Annotated in this window: 10 protein-coding genes; 8 read left to right on the forward strand and 2 right to left on the reverse strand. The window is 53.8% G+C overall.

What is annotated here, in order from left to right; genetic code table 11:
* Nucleotides 1-5: 5 nt before the first annotated feature.
* Nucleotides 6-1,019, reverse strand: a complete 1,014-nt coding sequence (locus JQC75_RS04460; RefSeq protein WP_203326274.1) for a LacI family DNA-binding transcriptional regulator — start codon at nucleotides 1,017-1,019, stop codon at nucleotides 6-8.
* Between the two features lie 416 nt (nucleotides 1,020-1,435).
* Between JQC75_RS04460 and JQC75_RS04465 the strand changes: the two genes are divergently transcribed.
* Nucleotides 1,436-4,081: a TonB-dependent receptor gene (locus JQC75_RS04465; protein WP_203326275.1), complete on the forward strand. Its 2,646-nt coding sequence runs from the start codon at nucleotides 1,436-1,438 to the stop codon at nucleotides 4,079-4,081.
* Nucleotides 4,082-4,144: 63 nt separating this feature from the next.
* Entirely contained in the window at nucleotides 4,145-5,668 is a 1,524-nt protein-coding gene (locus JQC75_RS04470) for a tryptophan halogenase family protein (protein WP_203326276.1), read from the forward strand.
* Between the two features lie 77 nt (nucleotides 5,669-5,745).
* Here the strand turns inward: JQC75_RS04470 and JQC75_RS04475 are convergent, their stop codons facing one another.
* Nucleotides 5,746-6,438: a SapC family protein gene (locus tag JQC75_RS04475; RefSeq protein WP_203326277.1), complete on the reverse strand. Its 693-nt coding sequence runs from the start codon at nucleotides 6,436-6,438 to the stop codon at nucleotides 5,746-5,748.
* A gap of 1,097 nt (nucleotides 6,439-7,535) precedes the next feature.
* Between JQC75_RS04475 and JQC75_RS04480 the strand changes: the two genes are divergently transcribed.
* The 6 genes from JQC75_RS04480 (at nucleotide 7,536) to nagA (ending at nucleotide 15,831) form a co-directional block, all read left to right on the forward strand.
* The gene (locus JQC75_RS04480; protein WP_239002136.1) at nucleotides 7,536-8,342 is read left to right on the forward strand and encodes a substrate-binding periplasmic protein; all 807 of its coding nucleotides are present in this window, start codon (nucleotides 7,536-7,538) and stop codon (nucleotides 8,340-8,342) included.
* Nucleotides 8,339-9,826 (forward strand): methyl-accepting chemotaxis protein, encoded by a 1,488-nt coding sequence (locus tag JQC75_RS04485; protein WP_203326279.1) that lies wholly within the window; start codon nucleotides 8,339-8,341, stop codon nucleotides 9,824-9,826. The genes JQC75_RS04480 and JQC75_RS04485 overlap by 4 nt, the downstream gene beginning before the upstream one ends.
* A gap of 30 nt (nucleotides 9,827-9,856) precedes the next feature.
* Complete coding sequence (locus JQC75_RS04490; protein ID WP_203326280.1) at nucleotides 9,857-12,511, forward strand: family 20 glycosylhydrolase; 2,655 nt, start codon at nucleotides 9,857-9,859, stop codon at nucleotides 12,509-12,511.
* 218 nt (nucleotides 12,512-12,729) lie between these two features.
* Nucleotides 12,730-13,635 carry an N-acetylglucosamine kinase gene (gene nagK, locus JQC75_RS04495; protein ID WP_203326281.1) on the forward strand — a complete coding sequence of 302 codons (906 nt, stop codon included), beginning with the start codon at nucleotides 12,730-12,732 and terminating at the stop codon, nucleotides 13,633-13,635.
* Between the two features lie 44 nt (nucleotides 13,636-13,679).
* Nucleotides 13,680-14,678: a glucosamine-6-phosphate deaminase NagB-II gene (nagB-II, locus tag JQC75_RS04500; RefSeq protein WP_203326282.1), complete on the forward strand. Its 999-nt coding sequence runs from the start codon at nucleotides 13,680-13,682 to the stop codon at nucleotides 14,676-14,678.
* Nucleotides 14,679-14,697: 19 nt separating this feature from the next.
* The gene (gene nagA / locus JQC75_RS04505) at nucleotides 14,698-15,831 is read left to right on the forward strand and encodes an N-acetylglucosamine-6-phosphate deacetylase (RefSeq protein WP_203326283.1); all 1,134 of its coding nucleotides are present in this window, start codon (nucleotides 14,698-14,700) and stop codon (nucleotides 15,829-15,831) included.
* The last annotated feature ends 10 nt before the right edge of the window (nucleotides 15,832-15,841 follow it).

The following is a 15,841-nucleotide window of genomic DNA, read 5'->3' on the forward strand; positions in this document are numbered from 1 at the left end:
ATATCTTAAAGCGGATGGCTGCTGGAGTCCCGGACTACAGGCTCCGGCGTAAAGACCCTGGCACTGTCGAGGCGCTGCTCTTTACGGTTCGCTATCAGAAGCTCGGTGGCGACCTGCGCAATCTTTTGGTTGGGTTGGTGAACCGTTGTCAGCTTTGGCCAGGTTTGACGTGAAAACGGGCTGTCTTCGAAGCCAACAATTGAGATATCGCGAGGAATATCAACTCCCTGCAAACGCGCGACAAACAAGGCACCAGCCGCTATTTCATCGTTACAGGCCACGATTGCCGTTGGCCTTGGTGTCATTGCCAGCAGTCGTTTAGCGCCTTCAACACCCGACTCAAACGAGTACTGCCCTTCTACAACAAACCCGGGATTCAGAGTTATCTTGTTAAGCGAGAGTGCATCGCAAAAGCCGGCAAACCGCTCTTTGGTCGATTCGTGCTGCTCGTCACCGCTGATAAAAGCGATATCTTTATGACCTAAATCAATCAGATGCTGGGTAATAGACACAGCGCCGTGTCTGTCGTTGACCAATACCGTTAAGCCGCAACTTTCTTTGTTTCTGTCTCCGGCAATGATGCGCACGTAGTGGGCATCAATATCGTCGAGTGCCGCCAGAATCTTGGGATCTTCCGAAAGGGGAGGCGTGAGAACCAATCCAGCCAGTCTGGCGTGCTTTACCAAAGCCGTTAACTCTTCGCAGATGGTGTCGGCAGTGGCATCGCAGGGATGGATAAGAAGTTCGTAACCCTTATCGCGACATGCTGACAAAATACCGTTTTGCATATCGATGATGTAGTAGGCGTTGGGGTTGTCGTAGATAAAGCCAATCACATAGGACTTGGTACCGGCGAGGTTTCGCGCAGCCAGGTTGGGCTGGTAATTGAGGGCCTTGATGGCTTCATTTACCTTATCTATGGTTGCCTGCTTTACCGAGGGTTCATTGTTGGTGACCCGGGAAACAGTCTTGATAGACACACCGGCATATTTGGCAACGTCGTTTATGGTGACTTTCATCTAAACACTCAGTAATTCAATCTATTGTTGGCACTATTTGGCTGGAAACTGGCAGAAGACTGGCGTTGGGATTACCAAATATTGCACTTGCATTGGTTGAGAATATTTCACGTATAGTGCGGATTTTTCCCCGGATTGGCAATCGCCTTTTCCCTGAAGGAGTTAACTGAAGCGCTGGCTGACACGGGCAGGCCACACGCCCACCTGAAATAACATGCTGTTAACAAAAGATCTTTTGTTTTACGAACGCTCTGCAGGCTCGATTGAGACGCACTTTTTTTCAACGCACAGTTATTTTGTTGTGGTAACGCTGTTAATTATTGTGTAATGTTTGCGCTAGACATGACAGCGTTGTCATTCCTTCGGGAATGGTTATGGATGCAAAAACATAAAAAATAATATGGAAGGGAAACGAGATGCGACCATCTACCTTTAAAAAGAGTGTCCTCGCTACCAATATCGCAATCCTCCTCGGTGGTGCGGTATCAGTAGGTGCAGTGGCTGCCGAAGCTCCGGTTGACACTGCAAATATTGAAAAGATTGAAGTGCGCGGTATCCGCGCGTCCAACAAAGCTAACATCAACGAAAAGCGTTTTTCCAACGCTGTCGTTGATGCTGTGACTGCCGAAGATATTGGTAAACTCCCTGATTCCGATGTAGGTCAAGCACTTGGCCGTGTACCCGGTGTGACCGTAGGTCGTACTTTCGGTCAGGGCAGTTCAGTGTCTATCCGCGGTACAGATCCTCTGATGACGCTCACCACCCTGAATGGTCAAAACGTGGCCTCGACCGGTTGGTACGATCAGATGAACATCGACCGTTCATTCAACTACTCTATGCTGCCCGCTGAACTGATTGGTGGTATGGAAGTGTACAAGACTACCCAGGCCAACCTCGTTGAAGGTGGTATCGGTGGTACTGTAATCGTTAAAACCCGCAAGCCGCTGGATATGGACGCCAACTCCATTTTTGGCTCTGTAAAAGGTGAATACGGTTCAATCAATGAAGAGTGGGCCCCCGAAGTTTCAGGCCTCTATAGCTGGAAGAACGAAGCTGAAACCTTCGGTATTCTGGTTTCCGGTGCGTACGTAGACAGAGAGTATCTGCGTGTTGGTACCGAGGCTGACCTTGACTGGGGTGGTCGTTCGTCAATTCAGCCATCAAGCTTCCTGCAAAGCCAGGAGCGCACCGCGCTGGATGCCACTTTGCAATATCGTCCTACCGATAACCTGGAATTCGGTGCTCACATCCTGTCGCTGAAACTGGGCGCGGACAGCATCGGCGCCAACATGTACATCAACACCGATACCAACTGGGGCGCAGGTGAATCACACTGCAAGCAGTTTAACGATGCCGGTGTGTGTACATACAGCGATACACCAGAGAGCGACCCATCAGACGTGTTCTTCCAGAACTGGGCGCGTAAGGGTGAGATGACTTCTGACACCTTCGAACTGAACATGGAGTACGATGGCGATGGTTATGCGGTCGCTGCCGTAGCCGGTAAGACCAAGGCCGAAGGTGGTACTCAGATGAGTGCAAACTTTGGTTATGGCTGGTGGGGCGACAAATTCAAAGATATCAAGTGGGCAGGTGTGGTTGATGCCACCGGTAAGCAAATTGATATCAATGGCCGCGACATGAGCTTCGGTATCGACAATCTGGACACCACAGTGGGCACTTCCCAGTGGACCGGTATCCAGGGCCCGAACACAGATGAAGAGTCTTACGTACAGGTAGATCTGGACTTTGACCTGGATCTGGGTGCTATCAACAAGTTTGAAACCGGTATTCGCTATACCGAGCACACCTTCGAGAAGAAAGAGTACCGTGCTGTGTATGGCAGTTTGCCAAACGTATTCAACAGCACCGATCTGTACAGCGGCACCATGAAGCTGGGCTATGACGAATGGACCATTCCAAAGGCCAATCTGGACGCCATGATAGACGCAACCGTTTCTCTGGTTGATGAGTTTGTCTACAGCCGTCCTGCCTATGGCAAAATCGATGAAGAAAACCTGTCTTTGTACGGTATGTTCTCCTTCGAGGGTGAGGGTTTCCGCGGTAACTTCGGTCTGCGTTATATCCAAACCGATGTGACTTCAAGCGGCCACGTTATCGATAACTCTCCCGCAGACAACCTGGGCATCAACGCCGGTTGGAGCGAAGAAGTTCACAGCGTAAGCGACAGCTATCACGATGTGCTGCCAAGTGTAAACGTGGCTTTCGATCTGGCTGATGACCTTATCCTGCGTTTGGCGGCCGGTCAGGCCATCACCCGCCCCAACTACGACAACCTGTTCCTGTCTACTTCGTCAGGTTATCCGGATGACCGTCGTGGCAACGAGCAGATCACCTACGGTAACCCAGGTCTGGAGCCCATGAAGTCGTCTCAGGCTGATGTCAGCATCGAGTACTACTATGGTGATGGCAACCTGTTTGCTGCAACCTACTTCATAAAGGATATCAGCAACTTTATCGTGGCAACTGCTCCGGAAACCAAGGCGATTGGTGTAATCAACCAAGACCTTGACCCGCCTGCAGACAGCTGGATTGTAGACAGCTACATGAACGCCGGTGGCGGCTCCATCGACGGTATTGAACTGCAGTTGAACCACGCCTGGGAAAATGGCTTTGGTATTAATGCCAACTACACCTTTACCGAGGGTACTGCGCCTGCAGAAGTGTACACCGATAACATCGGCGTATTCACCGAAGCATCCAAGCACACCACCAACCTCGTAGGCTACTGGGAAAATGATACCTTCTCAGCCCGTGCTGCCTACAACTGGCGTAGCGAGTACATGGTGCGTGAATACGGTAAATACTACGGTAACCGCATGCACGATGACTTCGGTACTCTGGACGTGACTCTGGGTTGGAATGTAACTGAGAACATCGCGCTGCGTCTCGAACTCATCAACCTGACTGCAGAAGATGACGTTCAGTACGGTGCTGCCGGTGTGGGTACCGCCGTTAAGCCTGCCCTGCAGGATGGCTACCCAACCTGGTCATTCAAAGGCGAAACCACTTACAAGCTGGGCGCAAGCTTCAACTTCTAAGATAAATGTGTAATAAAAAACCCAGTCTCGACTGGGTTTTTTTATTGAAGGACAGGTCTGCAAATGAAAATAACCAAAATTGCTATCCTGGGTGGCGGCACTGCCGGCTGGTTGGCCGCCAATCATTTGGGGGCTGAGCTGTGCGCCGATAAAGAGGTTGAAATCACCCTTATCGAATCGCCGGACATCCCGACCATTGGTGTGGGTGAGGGCACTGTGCCCTACATCATGAAAGGGCTGAAACGCTTTGGCATTTCTGAAGCCGAGCTGCTGGCTACCTGTGATACCACCTTCAAACAGGGGATTAAGTTTGTTAATTGGCTAGACCCCGTGCGCCATGGGGAAAACCACTATTACCATCCCTTCGACTCTCCCTATCCGGGGGGGATGGACATCAGTAACTATTGGCTGACCCAAAGGGATGAGCGTCCCTTTGATGATGTTGGCATACAGGCCCGGGTTTGTGAAAAACATCTGGCCCCCAAGCGCATCAGTGCTCCCGAGTATCAGGGTGAGCTGTCTTACGCCTATCATTTCAATGCCCAGAAGTTTGCCTCGCTGATGGCGAATAATGCCAAGGGCCGCTTTGGTGTAAAGTATCTAAGTGCCACAGTGACAGGGGCGACACTGGATGACGAGGGCGCCATTGCCAGTCTCACCACCAAAGAGGCCGGCAATCTGGCGTTCGATTTCTATGTCGATTGCAGTGGCTTTCATTCGGTGCTCCTGGACAAAGTATTAAAGATACCCTTTGTCGATAAAGGCAAAGAGCTACTGACCGACTCGGTGATAGTACAGCAGGTGCCACTCAGGCCGGGTGAGCCGCTGTCACCATACACCAAGGCGACCGCGCACAGGGCGGGCTGGATTTGGGACATTCCCCTTACCACCCGCCGGGGTACCGGCTTTGTGTATTGCAGTCAGTACATGAGTGATGAAGAAGCCGTTGCAACCTTTGCCCAATACCTTGGTATGGACGAGAGCGAGATATCGCCAAGAAAGATCCCGATGAAAATTGGTTATCGGGAAAAGTTTTGGGCCAAAAATTGCGCCACCCTGGGGCTTGCACAGGGGTTTGTCGAACCACTGGAAGCTACCTCGATATTGGTGACGGATTTTTCTGCAGAACTGCTGGCCAAAAACTTCCCCAGAGAGGTCTCGGATATTGAGGCCCTGAGCCCTTACTACAATGACGTGATCACCTACGTTTGGGAAAGGGTCATCGATTTTATCAAGCTGCATTACTGTCTGTCAGACAGGGACGATACCGGCTTTTGGGCAGCCAACCGCGATCCGGCCACCTGGTCTGAAACCCTCAAATCACGATTGGCGAAATTTGCCCTGAGACCACCCCAGCAATCGGACTTTTTCACCCGCTTTGATTTGTTCGATGATAAAAACTTCCTCTATGTACTCTATGGCATGGGCTTTTCAAGCCGTATCAAGGCGCTTGACCCGCGGGAGATAGAGCAAAGCAGGCAGCTGTTAGAGAGCAACGACGCGCTGGCAGCAAAGGCAGAGGAGTTTTTGTTGGATCACGGCAAATGGCTCGCTGGGCTGAAGGCGGCCATGGCAAGGGCATCCTGACTGCGGCTAAGTCCACTGCAGGCAAAGGGCACAAATAAAAAAAGCCGGGATAACCCGGCTCTTTTATGCTTTCACGCTTACTCGCCCATGACCAAATCGATTTGATTCAGTGATGCGAGGTGCGCGTAAATGGCAGACAGTGCGCCCTTGTTGAACAGCTCAAGCTTGGCTTCATCGCTCAGCTCGTGCAGTTTCTTCTCATCAACCATGTAAATGCCGTCATAATTGGCTTTCTCGCCATCTTTACCGTTTACAGTCAGTGTTTTTGGCTGCAGCAAGTCATGGTCAGTCAGGGTCTTTACAAACTGCTTGGTCAGTTCACGGAAGTCGAAAAGCTGGCCAATAAATTTCACGCGGTCCTGCAGGAACTCAGTCTGTTCACCGTTTTCATTAAACAGTGCCACGCCTTCTTCTTCGCTCAGCAGGGTGCTGTTTTGATTGATACCAATCAGCAGTTTCTCCTGAGTTTCATCAGGGCCGGCAATGAAAGGTGCCACACGCAGCTGCATAGGTACGTAGCGCTGGGTCCATTTTCCGTCTTTGATAAATTTGTTGCTCTCTGGCTTCAGAGAGGTAACAGCCACTGGCTGATATTCGCCGCTGTCGGTGTTTTTGGCGAAAATGATGGGGAAACTGGTGGCTGCGGGCATAAATTCCTGAACAACCAAGGGCAGCATGTGATGCTTTTCAAATTCAGCAAGTTCAAGGGCTTGCTTAACTTTCAGGTTTTTGTGAGCGGTATTATTGAGAGGAACGTACTGCGCAGTCATTTGTTATTATCCTTTATGTATAAATCTAGGGTCCTGGCCATGTCTGTACATCACAGAGGGGCCGTCCAAGCTGACGGAACCGGACACCGAAGGCCCGATGTTATCAATGGTTTTGCTATATGTCACCACATGGTTAATGTCGGCAAGCGGTTGCATTATCCCGGTTGTGGCGCATTCACATGTGTACTGTAATAAGCGACCGGCTAACCTCTTATTACCAATAGCGTTCTTGGCAAAGAGCATCAGGTACCGGCAGGTGTCATGGCATCTTTCACACTTTGCCCGGGTTAAACGCAGATGAGAGATCCGTGTCAGGTACAGGGGCCAAACGCCTTGCCTTGGCAACTCACCACAAGGGTCATACAGACATCAGCACCAATCACCGCTTTTAAAGACATGGGGGCTGTTAATCGACAGTTCAATGGTTCAGTTGCCAAAAATTGGCCAACTCACGCAAAAGGGCGTTTCAGTGAGTGGAGCAACAGGGCCGCCTGCAACGGCATTAACAGGACCCTGGAAGGCTCTGACGCACCACGCATGAGTCATCGCGTGTACTCATCAGCCAATTACCGGCGCATGCTCTTAAGGCCTTTGCCCGCCATGGCGTATTGCCGACATCGACCAGATGTCAATTGCGCTCTCTTTTTCTCAGTAACTCTTAACTCACCCAAAAGCATCCCTGGTAATAACCAAGAGTATCGACGCCGAAAAAATGTCAAAAAATTGTAGAAATCCTGAGCCGCATTGTGTAATGTAATTAATGACAGCGTTGTCATTTGCTTGTGTGGCTTTGTTGTCTTGTAAGGTCTGCATGAAAGGGATGAGGTCTCCTGTTTCATGTTTATTGGCAAGCGTGTAACTGTCGGGCGGTTATACGCTTGTATTTAATCTTAAATAGTCTCTCCCCAGAAACTATGGTTGGCTGGGTGCTGTACGCAGTGCCCAGCTTTTTTTTGGGTGATTGAGTGCAAAGCCCGGGTATTGGCGGTACTAAAACAACGACAACCCCCATGGCGTTCGCCATAAAAGAGGGCTGCACAATGCAAACAAGGTCTTGGTTTTACGCACTGTTTTTTTCGGCTTCCCTTGCCGGCGCTATGCCGTGCCAAGCCGCCGGTGCATCCCTTGTCACTACCATTCCCAATAGTTGGCAGTTCACCCTGCTTACCGAGGCGCTGAAGCGCTCGGGCACCCACTACCATATTTCCCAATTAAGCTCAGAGATGAACCAAAAGCGCAAAGTTGAAGAAGTGCTTGAGGGGAATATCGATGTTTTTTGGAGCATGACCTCGGCCGAACTCGAACGCACTGTATTACCCATCAGGGTGCCATTATTCAAAGGGCTTTTGGGTAACCGGCTGCTTATCATCCGTGATGCGGATCAGGGCCGATTTGCCAACGTCAAAAACAAGCGGGATTTCAGCGCTTTTCGGGCAGGTCAAAACCGTTACTGGCCAGACGCCACCATCATCGAATCCAATGGCTTGCCGCTGGTCACCAGCTATAAGTACAAGAACCTTTACCCCATGCTTGAAGGTGGCCGCTTCGATTATCTGGCACTCGGCGCTCAGGAAATCTGGGATGAGCTTGCCAAGCATCCCGACCCGGCCCTGAAAGTCGATAGCCGCATCTTGCTGCAATACCGCAGTCCTGCGTACTTCTTTGTTTCCCCCAAACGTCAGGCGCTCGCCGAGGATTTAAACCGTGGCCTTGAGGCCATGATTGCCGATGGCAGTTTCGACCGCATGTTCAATAAAGCGCTCAATATCGACGAGCTCTATCGCATCGCCAAATTCAATGAACGGGTCATCATTCGGTTGAATACACCGGATTTGAGCCCACAGACGCCGGTTAACCGGCCTGAGTTATGGCTCGATCTGTTCAGTATGGAGGGGGTGAAATGAATAATAATCTGGCTTTCAAGGTGCAGATTGGCCTGGCGGTGGCGCTGTCGGGCTTGATGGTGCTGCTATTTGGCGCAACCTTTTTGTTTGAAAAGCAAAAGCTTGAACAGGCCTTTACCGAATACGAAAAAGACACTCTGGCCAGTCTTGCGGTGACCATGGCCCAGCCGGTGTTTACCTACGATTTCGAGCAGATCGAAGCCATTTTGTCAGTCACGCTGGAGCAGGAGCAAATCGCGGCGCTCAGGGTGGTCGACCATCGCGGTAAGCCCATGGCCAGTGTCGGCAGTCATGCCGACGGAGATGCGGCTCTCGAGCAAAAGAGCATCAGTTTCAGTGACAACGGCAAACCCACCGGCAAGATGGACGTGACCTTTACCCGGGCGCCCATGGAGGCGCGGCTTCGCGCCTTACTGTTGGGGCTATTGGCCCAGGGCGCCCTGATTTTGCTGCTGTCCATGGTGGTCATCGTCATCATTCTCAAAAAGCTGGTGATTACGCCGCTGGCCCATGTGGTGTCGGCCATGGAGGATGTTGCCAGCGGTGATGGTGACCTTACCCGGCGGCTGCCGGTGGAAAGTCAGGATGAGATTGGCCGTCTGGCATCCGCTTTTAATGCCTTTATAGAACAAATTCATGCCACAGTAACCAAGGTGCAGGAAACCGCCACCCAGCTGATTGAAGGGGCGGGCACCCTGGGAAGCCTGAGCGGCGCCAATAATTTGAGGGTGCAGGAGCAGCGTCAGGAGACCGAAGCCGCAGTAACCGCAGTCTGTCAGCTGTCTGCCAGCGCCGCCGAGGTGGCCGGCAATGCCCTGCGCACCTCAGAAGCTGCGGCCGAGGCCGATGCGCAGGTGGATGAGAGTCAGCGCCGCTTCGACCAGAGTCTCGCACTGACCCGTCAGCTGGTAGATGAGCTTGGCCGCTGCGCAGTATCGGTGCAGCAGCTGCAGCAGGAAACGCAAAAGATTGATGAAGTGGTGGTGGTGATTAACAGCATTGCCGAGCAGACCAATCTGCTGGCGCTGAATGCCGCCATTGAAGCCGCCCGTGCGGGAGAGCAGGGCAGGGGCTTTGCAGTGGTGGCCGACGAAGTGCGCACCCTTGCAAGCCGTACCCAGCAAGCCACCGGCGAAATTCAAAAGATGATCCAGCAGGTGCAAACCCGGGTGAATGATACGGTTACCGTGATGGACGCCAGTCAGCAGCTGTCGGATAAGTCGTTGTTTCAGGCAGAGGAAATCAAATCCATGCTTGCCAGCGTTACCCGTCTGGTTTCCAATATCAATGCCATGAATACCCAGGTGGCCCATGCTGCATCCGAGCAAACCAGCGTCACCGAAAATATCTCCAGAAGTTTGAACGATCTCGCCGGCATCTCAGGTTCGGCCTCAGCAGACAGTGCCTTTTTGGCGCAGTCCGGTGAGCGCCTGTTCCAACAGGGGGAAAGATTGCGGGCACTTGTAAACTCATTCAGGTTGTAGCCCTGAGAAACAGGAAAAATGAGGACAACAATGAAATTTTCCTTAGCCGCATCTGCGATTCTTCTCGCCCTCGGCGTCAGTGGGTGCTCACAAGCACCGGTCGAGCCTGCTGCCGTTGCCGCCGGGGCTTCGGTATTAAGCCAGGCCAGTTTGCAGGCCTTTGCCGACGGGCTTGACGTCAAATACCGGGTGATCACCAACAGACCCGATGACAACTGCATCAAGGACGTGGCCGAAGGGCGCTGCTTCCAGGCTGAAATTGTGCTGACATCAGCCATTGATTTCGACGGTCGCGATTTTGAAATCTATTACAGCCAGATGCGCCCTGTGCAGTCGGTGCAAAGCACAGACTTTGTGATTGAACACGTAAAAGGCGATTTGCATCGTATCAAGCCGACCGAGCGTTTCGGTGGATTCAAGGCCAATAAGAGCCAGACACTGGCGTTTCGCGGTGAGCTGTGGCAGCTGTCTGAAACCGATGCCATGCCCAATTACTACATCACATCGCCGGGGCTTAAGCCGGTGGTAATTGCCAGCACCAGGCTGGCGGTTGAGGCCGAAACCGGCCTTGAGCAGCGTCCTTACGTTGAAGCCTTTAGCGATGCCGATAAGCAGTATCGTCGCACCGACAACGACAAGCTGCCATGGGCGACAGCGGCTGTGCTGTTTGAAGGTAATGAATCGCTGGTGGCCGACCCCGCCGCTGCGGCCCAGCGCATCATCCCTGCGCCTTTGTCTCAAACCTTGGAAGCCGAGCTTGGCACGCTGGACTTGTCCGGCGGTATTGCGATTGAACTGCCCCAGGGACTGGATAAAGTTGCCATAGATGCTGCGCTGGCGCGTCTTGCCCGCCTCGGGATTGAGGAAGCCGCCACCGGTGCCAAGCTTAAGCTGGTAAGTGATGACTCACTCGATGAGGAAGCCTATCATCTCCTTATCCGCCCCGAGGGCGCCGAGATCAAAGCTGCCACCGAAGCAGGCTTTGCCTATGGTCTGTCATCGCTGGCCGCGCTTATTCAGCCCGGCAAACCGGTTATCACGGCCCAAAAAATCTCAGATGCGCCAAGATATGGCTTTCGCGGCATGCATGTTGATGTATCCCGTAACTTCCATTCCAAGGAGTTTATGCTGAGTCTCCTCGACCAGATGGCGGCCTATAAGCTCAACAAATTGCACCTGCATATGGGCGATGACGAGGGTTGGCGTCTCGAGATTGACGGCCTGCCGGAGCTCACCGAAATTGGCAGCAAACGTTGTCATGACCTTACCGAAGACACCTGCCTCCTGCCGCAGCTCGGCAGTGGTCCCGATGCCGATGTAAAGGTGAATGGCTTCTACACCAAGGCTGACTATATTGAGATCCTCAAATACGCCTCAGCCAGACAAATCCAGGTTATCCCGTCCATGGATATGCCCGGCCACAGCCGCGCTGCGGTAAAAGCCATGGAAGCCAGGTATCGTCGTCTCGCCGAAGCGGGCGATATCAAGGGCGCTGAAGAGTATCGCCTTATCGATCCGCAAGATAAGACGGTCTATAGCTCGGTCCAGTATTACGACGACAACACCCTGAACGTGTGCATCGAGTCCACCTATCACTTTGTCGATAAGGTAATTGATGAAATCGCCAAGCTCCATAGAGAGGCCGGACAGCCGCTGACCCGTTATCACATTGGCGCCGATGAAACCGCCGGTGCCTGGCTTGAGTCGCCCAAGTGCGAAGCCTTTATCGCCAACAACGACAAGGGGGTGGCCGATAAGAGTGAGCTGGGCGCTTACTTTATCGAGCGGGTGGCCAATATGCTGCACGACAAGGGCATCGAGCCTGCCGGTTGGAGTGATGGCATGAGCCATACCCGTCCGGAAAAAATGCCCGCCATGAACCAGAGCAATATCTGGGATGTGGTGGCCTACAAAGGCCATCAGCGTGCCCACAAGCAGGCCAATATGGGCTGGGAAGTGGTGTTGTCCAATCCCGAAGTCTTGTACTTCGATTTTCCCTACGAGGCAGACCCCAAGGAACATGGCTACTACTGGGCGAGCCGCGCCACCAATAGCCAGAAGGTTTTCGGCTTTATGCCCGGCAATCTGCCGGCCAATGCCGAGCAGTGGCTGGATATCGAGAACAACCCATTCGAGGCCGACGACAGAAAGGTTCTCGATGAGAAGGGACAGGTCATCAGTGAGCCCATGGGGGCTGGTCAGGCCTTTTACGGTATCCAGGGGCAGCTGTGGAGCGAAACCATTCGCAGTGATGAGCAGGCCGAGTACATGATTTTCCCCCGTCTGTTGATGCTGGCAGAGCGTGCCTGGCATAAACCCGGTTGGGAAGTGCCTTACAACCATGAGGGCATGCTCTATAACCAGAGCAGTGGCACCTTTACCACGGAGGCCCGAGCCCAGCAGGCCGCCGATTGGCAGCAGATGGCCAACACCCTTGGCCATAAAGAGCTCGCCAAGCTGGATCTGGCCGGTATTCATTATCGTGTGCCCACCGTTGGCGCCCGTATTGAGGATGGCAAGCTGTCGGCCAATATCGCCTTTCCGGGGCTTGGCATTGAATACCGTGAGGCCGGTGGCAATTGGCAGCCTTATCAGGGACCGGTTGCGGTAACCAAGTTGCCGGTTGAAGTGCGTGGTGTGGCGGCAGACGGTACTCGCAAGGGCCGTGCCCTCGAAGTGAAGTAACCAGGGTGTAACAACGGAGGTCTGATTTTTATTATGAAAATCAGACCTCTTTTTATGCGAATACATCAGTGTTTTTGGGTGTGAACGCTGATTTTTGTTCCCGTTGAAAATTTAAATGACAACGCTGTCATTTTTGCTGTAACATGGGATTAACTTGAAAATGCATAGGTCGTGGGCAAGGGTTCCAGGCCAAATCCATATGTGCAAAGAGGAAAGTCATGGCATTTGACCAGACCTTGGAAGGGCAGTTGTACCTGGGTATTGATGGTGGTGGCAGTAAGTGCCGGGCAACCCTGTACAACCACAAACTCGATGTGCTGGGCACCGGTGTAGCCGGGCGCGCCAACCCTTTGTTTGGGCTGGAGCAAACCTTCGAGTCCATTCTGACATCAACAGAGCTGGCGCTCAGGGATGCGGGTTTGAGCCTCAGTGATGCAGGTTCGCTGGTGGCTGGCCTCGGGCTTGCGGGGGTGAATGTGCCAAGGCTGCTTGCGGATGTACAGGGTTGGCAGCATCCCTTTAAGGCCATGTATGTGACCTCCGATTTACATACCGCCTGCATAGGTGCCCATCAGGGCGGAGACGGCGCCGTGATCATCACAGGAACGGGCTCCTGCGGTTATGTGCACGTTGGTGAGCAGAGTCTGTGCCTGGGCGGCCATGGTTTTGCCTTGGGTGATAAAGGCAGTGGAGCCTGGCTTGGGCTCAGGGCGGCTCAACATGTGCTGCTTCACCTCGATGGTTTTGCCGGGCCAACAGCTCTGACCGAGCGCCTCTTTGCCAATCTCGGTGTAGTTGATGCTTTGGGCATTGTTGAGAATCTGGCTGGCCGCTCTTCAAGCTGCTATGCCACCCTTGCCCGCGAGGTGCTGGCTGCTGCCGATGAAGGCGATAGGGTGGCAGAGGCCATACTGCGTGAGGGCGCGGCCTACATCAGTGAGATGGCCCGTAAGCTCTTTACCCTTGGCCCCGAGCGCTTCTCCATGATTGGTGGGCTGGCCGAGCCACTTGAAAAATGGCTCGATGCCGACGTAGTTGCGCGGTTGGAGCCTTCCCTGGCGGCGCCAGAAACCGGCGCAGTGCTATTCGCCATTCAGCAACATAACAAACAGTCAGCGGCCTGAGGCGGCTGGCTTTACCCACGATTTCCAGACTTAAGGTGACACAGATGACCAACACCATCATGGAGCAGGAAGCCCGCACGGCCCCTGCCAAAATCGCGGCCCAACTGGCTGCCAACGCTCAGATCACCGCCGAGCTCGGCGCCAAGCTGAGGGAACTCAATCCCCGCTTCGTGATGATTGTGGGTCGTGGCAGCTCAGATCACGCCGGTGTATTTGGCAAGTATCTTTTTGAAATCGAAACAGGTGTACCGACCTTTGCCGCCGCTCCTTCGGTGGCCAGCGTGTATGGCAAGTCGCTGAAACTCGAAGGCGCCCTGGTCATTGTGATCTCCCAGTCCGGTCGCAGCCCTGATATCCTTGCCCAGGCCCGTATGGCAAAAAACGCCGGTGCCTTCTGTGTGGCCTTGGTGAACGATGAATCTGCGCCCATCAAAGACATTGTGGATGTTGTACTGCCGCTGCGTGCCGGTGAAGAAAAGGCCGTTGCCGCCACCAAGAGCTACCTGTGTACCCTGTCTGCGCTTATCCAACTGGCTGCAGCATGGACCCAGAGCGAGTCGCTGGCCAAGGCCGTTGACACCATGCCTGCCGCGCTGGAAGCCGCTGTGAGCGCTGAGCCTCAGCTCACTGCCGAAGGCATCGGCGCCGTGCGTAACCTGGTGGTACTGGGCCGTGGCCTTGGTTATGCCGTCTCCAAAGAGATTGCCCTTAAGCTTAAAGAAGTGTGCTCTATTCACGCTGAAGCCTTCTCCAGTGCTGAATTCCTCCACGGTCCTGTGACCTTGGTTGAGAAGAAGCTGACCATTGTGGATGTGTGTGTGGGCGATGAGTCCTATGCCAGCCACATCGAGCAGATTGAGAACGTCAGCAGTCGCGGTGCCGATTTGGTTCACCTGAACCAAACCTCCACCGACATCCACCCACGGGTGGCGCCACTTGCTTTGCTGCAGCGCTTCTACATTGATGTGGCAGCCGTTGCCGTTGCCCGAGGCATTGACCCGGATTCACCGGCGGGCCTGAAAAAGGTTACCCAGACCCTGTAATTGATTGCCCGGAGCGCGCATGAAAACGACCCTTATCGCCGAGCGCCTGTTTGATGGCGAGCAGTTTCACCACAATGTGCCTGTGACGGTGGAAGATGGCCATGTACTGGCCCTCGACACTGCAGCGGGTGCTGCCGAGGTGAGATTGCAGGGCACCCTGGTGCCTGGTTTTATCGATGTGCAGGTCAATGGTGGTGGTGGTGTGCTCTTTAACGACACCCCAACCGTGGCCGCCATCGAGGCCATTGGCGCTGCCCATGCCCGCTTTGGTACCACAGGTTATTTGCCGACGCTTATTACCGATGGGGTTGAGACCATGGCACGTGCAGCCGATGCTGCTGCGGCGGCTATCGCCAAAGGCTCCCCCGGTGTGCTTGGGCTGCACTTTGAGGGGCCACATCTGTCGGTGCCCAAAAAAGGTGTGCATCCTGAGTCGCATATTCGCCGCATTGGCGATCGGGAGCTGGAGATTTTTGCCCGCCAGGACCTGGGGCTGAAGGTTGTGACTCTGGCACCTGAGAATGTGTCTCCCGAGGTGATCCGCGCCCTGGTGGATGCCGGAGTGAAGGTGTGCCTTGGGCACTCCAATGCCGATTACGCGACCACGATGGCAGCGCTCGACGCGGGTGCCACCGGTTTTACCCACCTCTATAATGCCATGTCGGCATTGACCTCCCGTGAGCCCGGTGTAGTGGGCGCAGCCATCGACAGCGATAAAGCCTGGTGCGGTTTGATTGTTGATGGCCACCATGTGCACTCGGCGGCGGCCCGTATCGCCATTAAGGCCAAGCCCCGCGGCAAGGTGATGTTGGTGACCGACGCCATGCCCCCAGTAGGCATGGATGATAATGCCAGTTTTGAGCTGTTTGGCATTGAAGTGGTGCGTCAGGGCGACAAGCTCAATGCCCTGACCGGAGAGCTCGCTGGTTGTGTGCTGGATATGGCCGGTGCGGTGCAAAATACTGTCGACATGCTGGGACTGCCGCAGGCCGAAGCCATTCGCATGGCGTCACTTTATCCTGCCGCTTTCCTTGGCATAGACAATCGGGTGGGGACGCTTGCGTTCGGTAAGCAAGCGGATTTGGTGCTGCTGGATGGCAACGGCCGTTGCCGAGGTACCTGGATTGGTGGCAAGCAGGTGTTTGGCCTGTGAGCCAAGAGTA

Source organism: Shewanella litorisediminis (assembly GCF_016834455.1).
In the GTDB taxonomy this organism is placed as follows: domain Bacteria; phylum Pseudomonadota; class Gammaproteobacteria; order Enterobacterales; family Shewanellaceae; genus Shewanella; species Shewanella litorisediminis.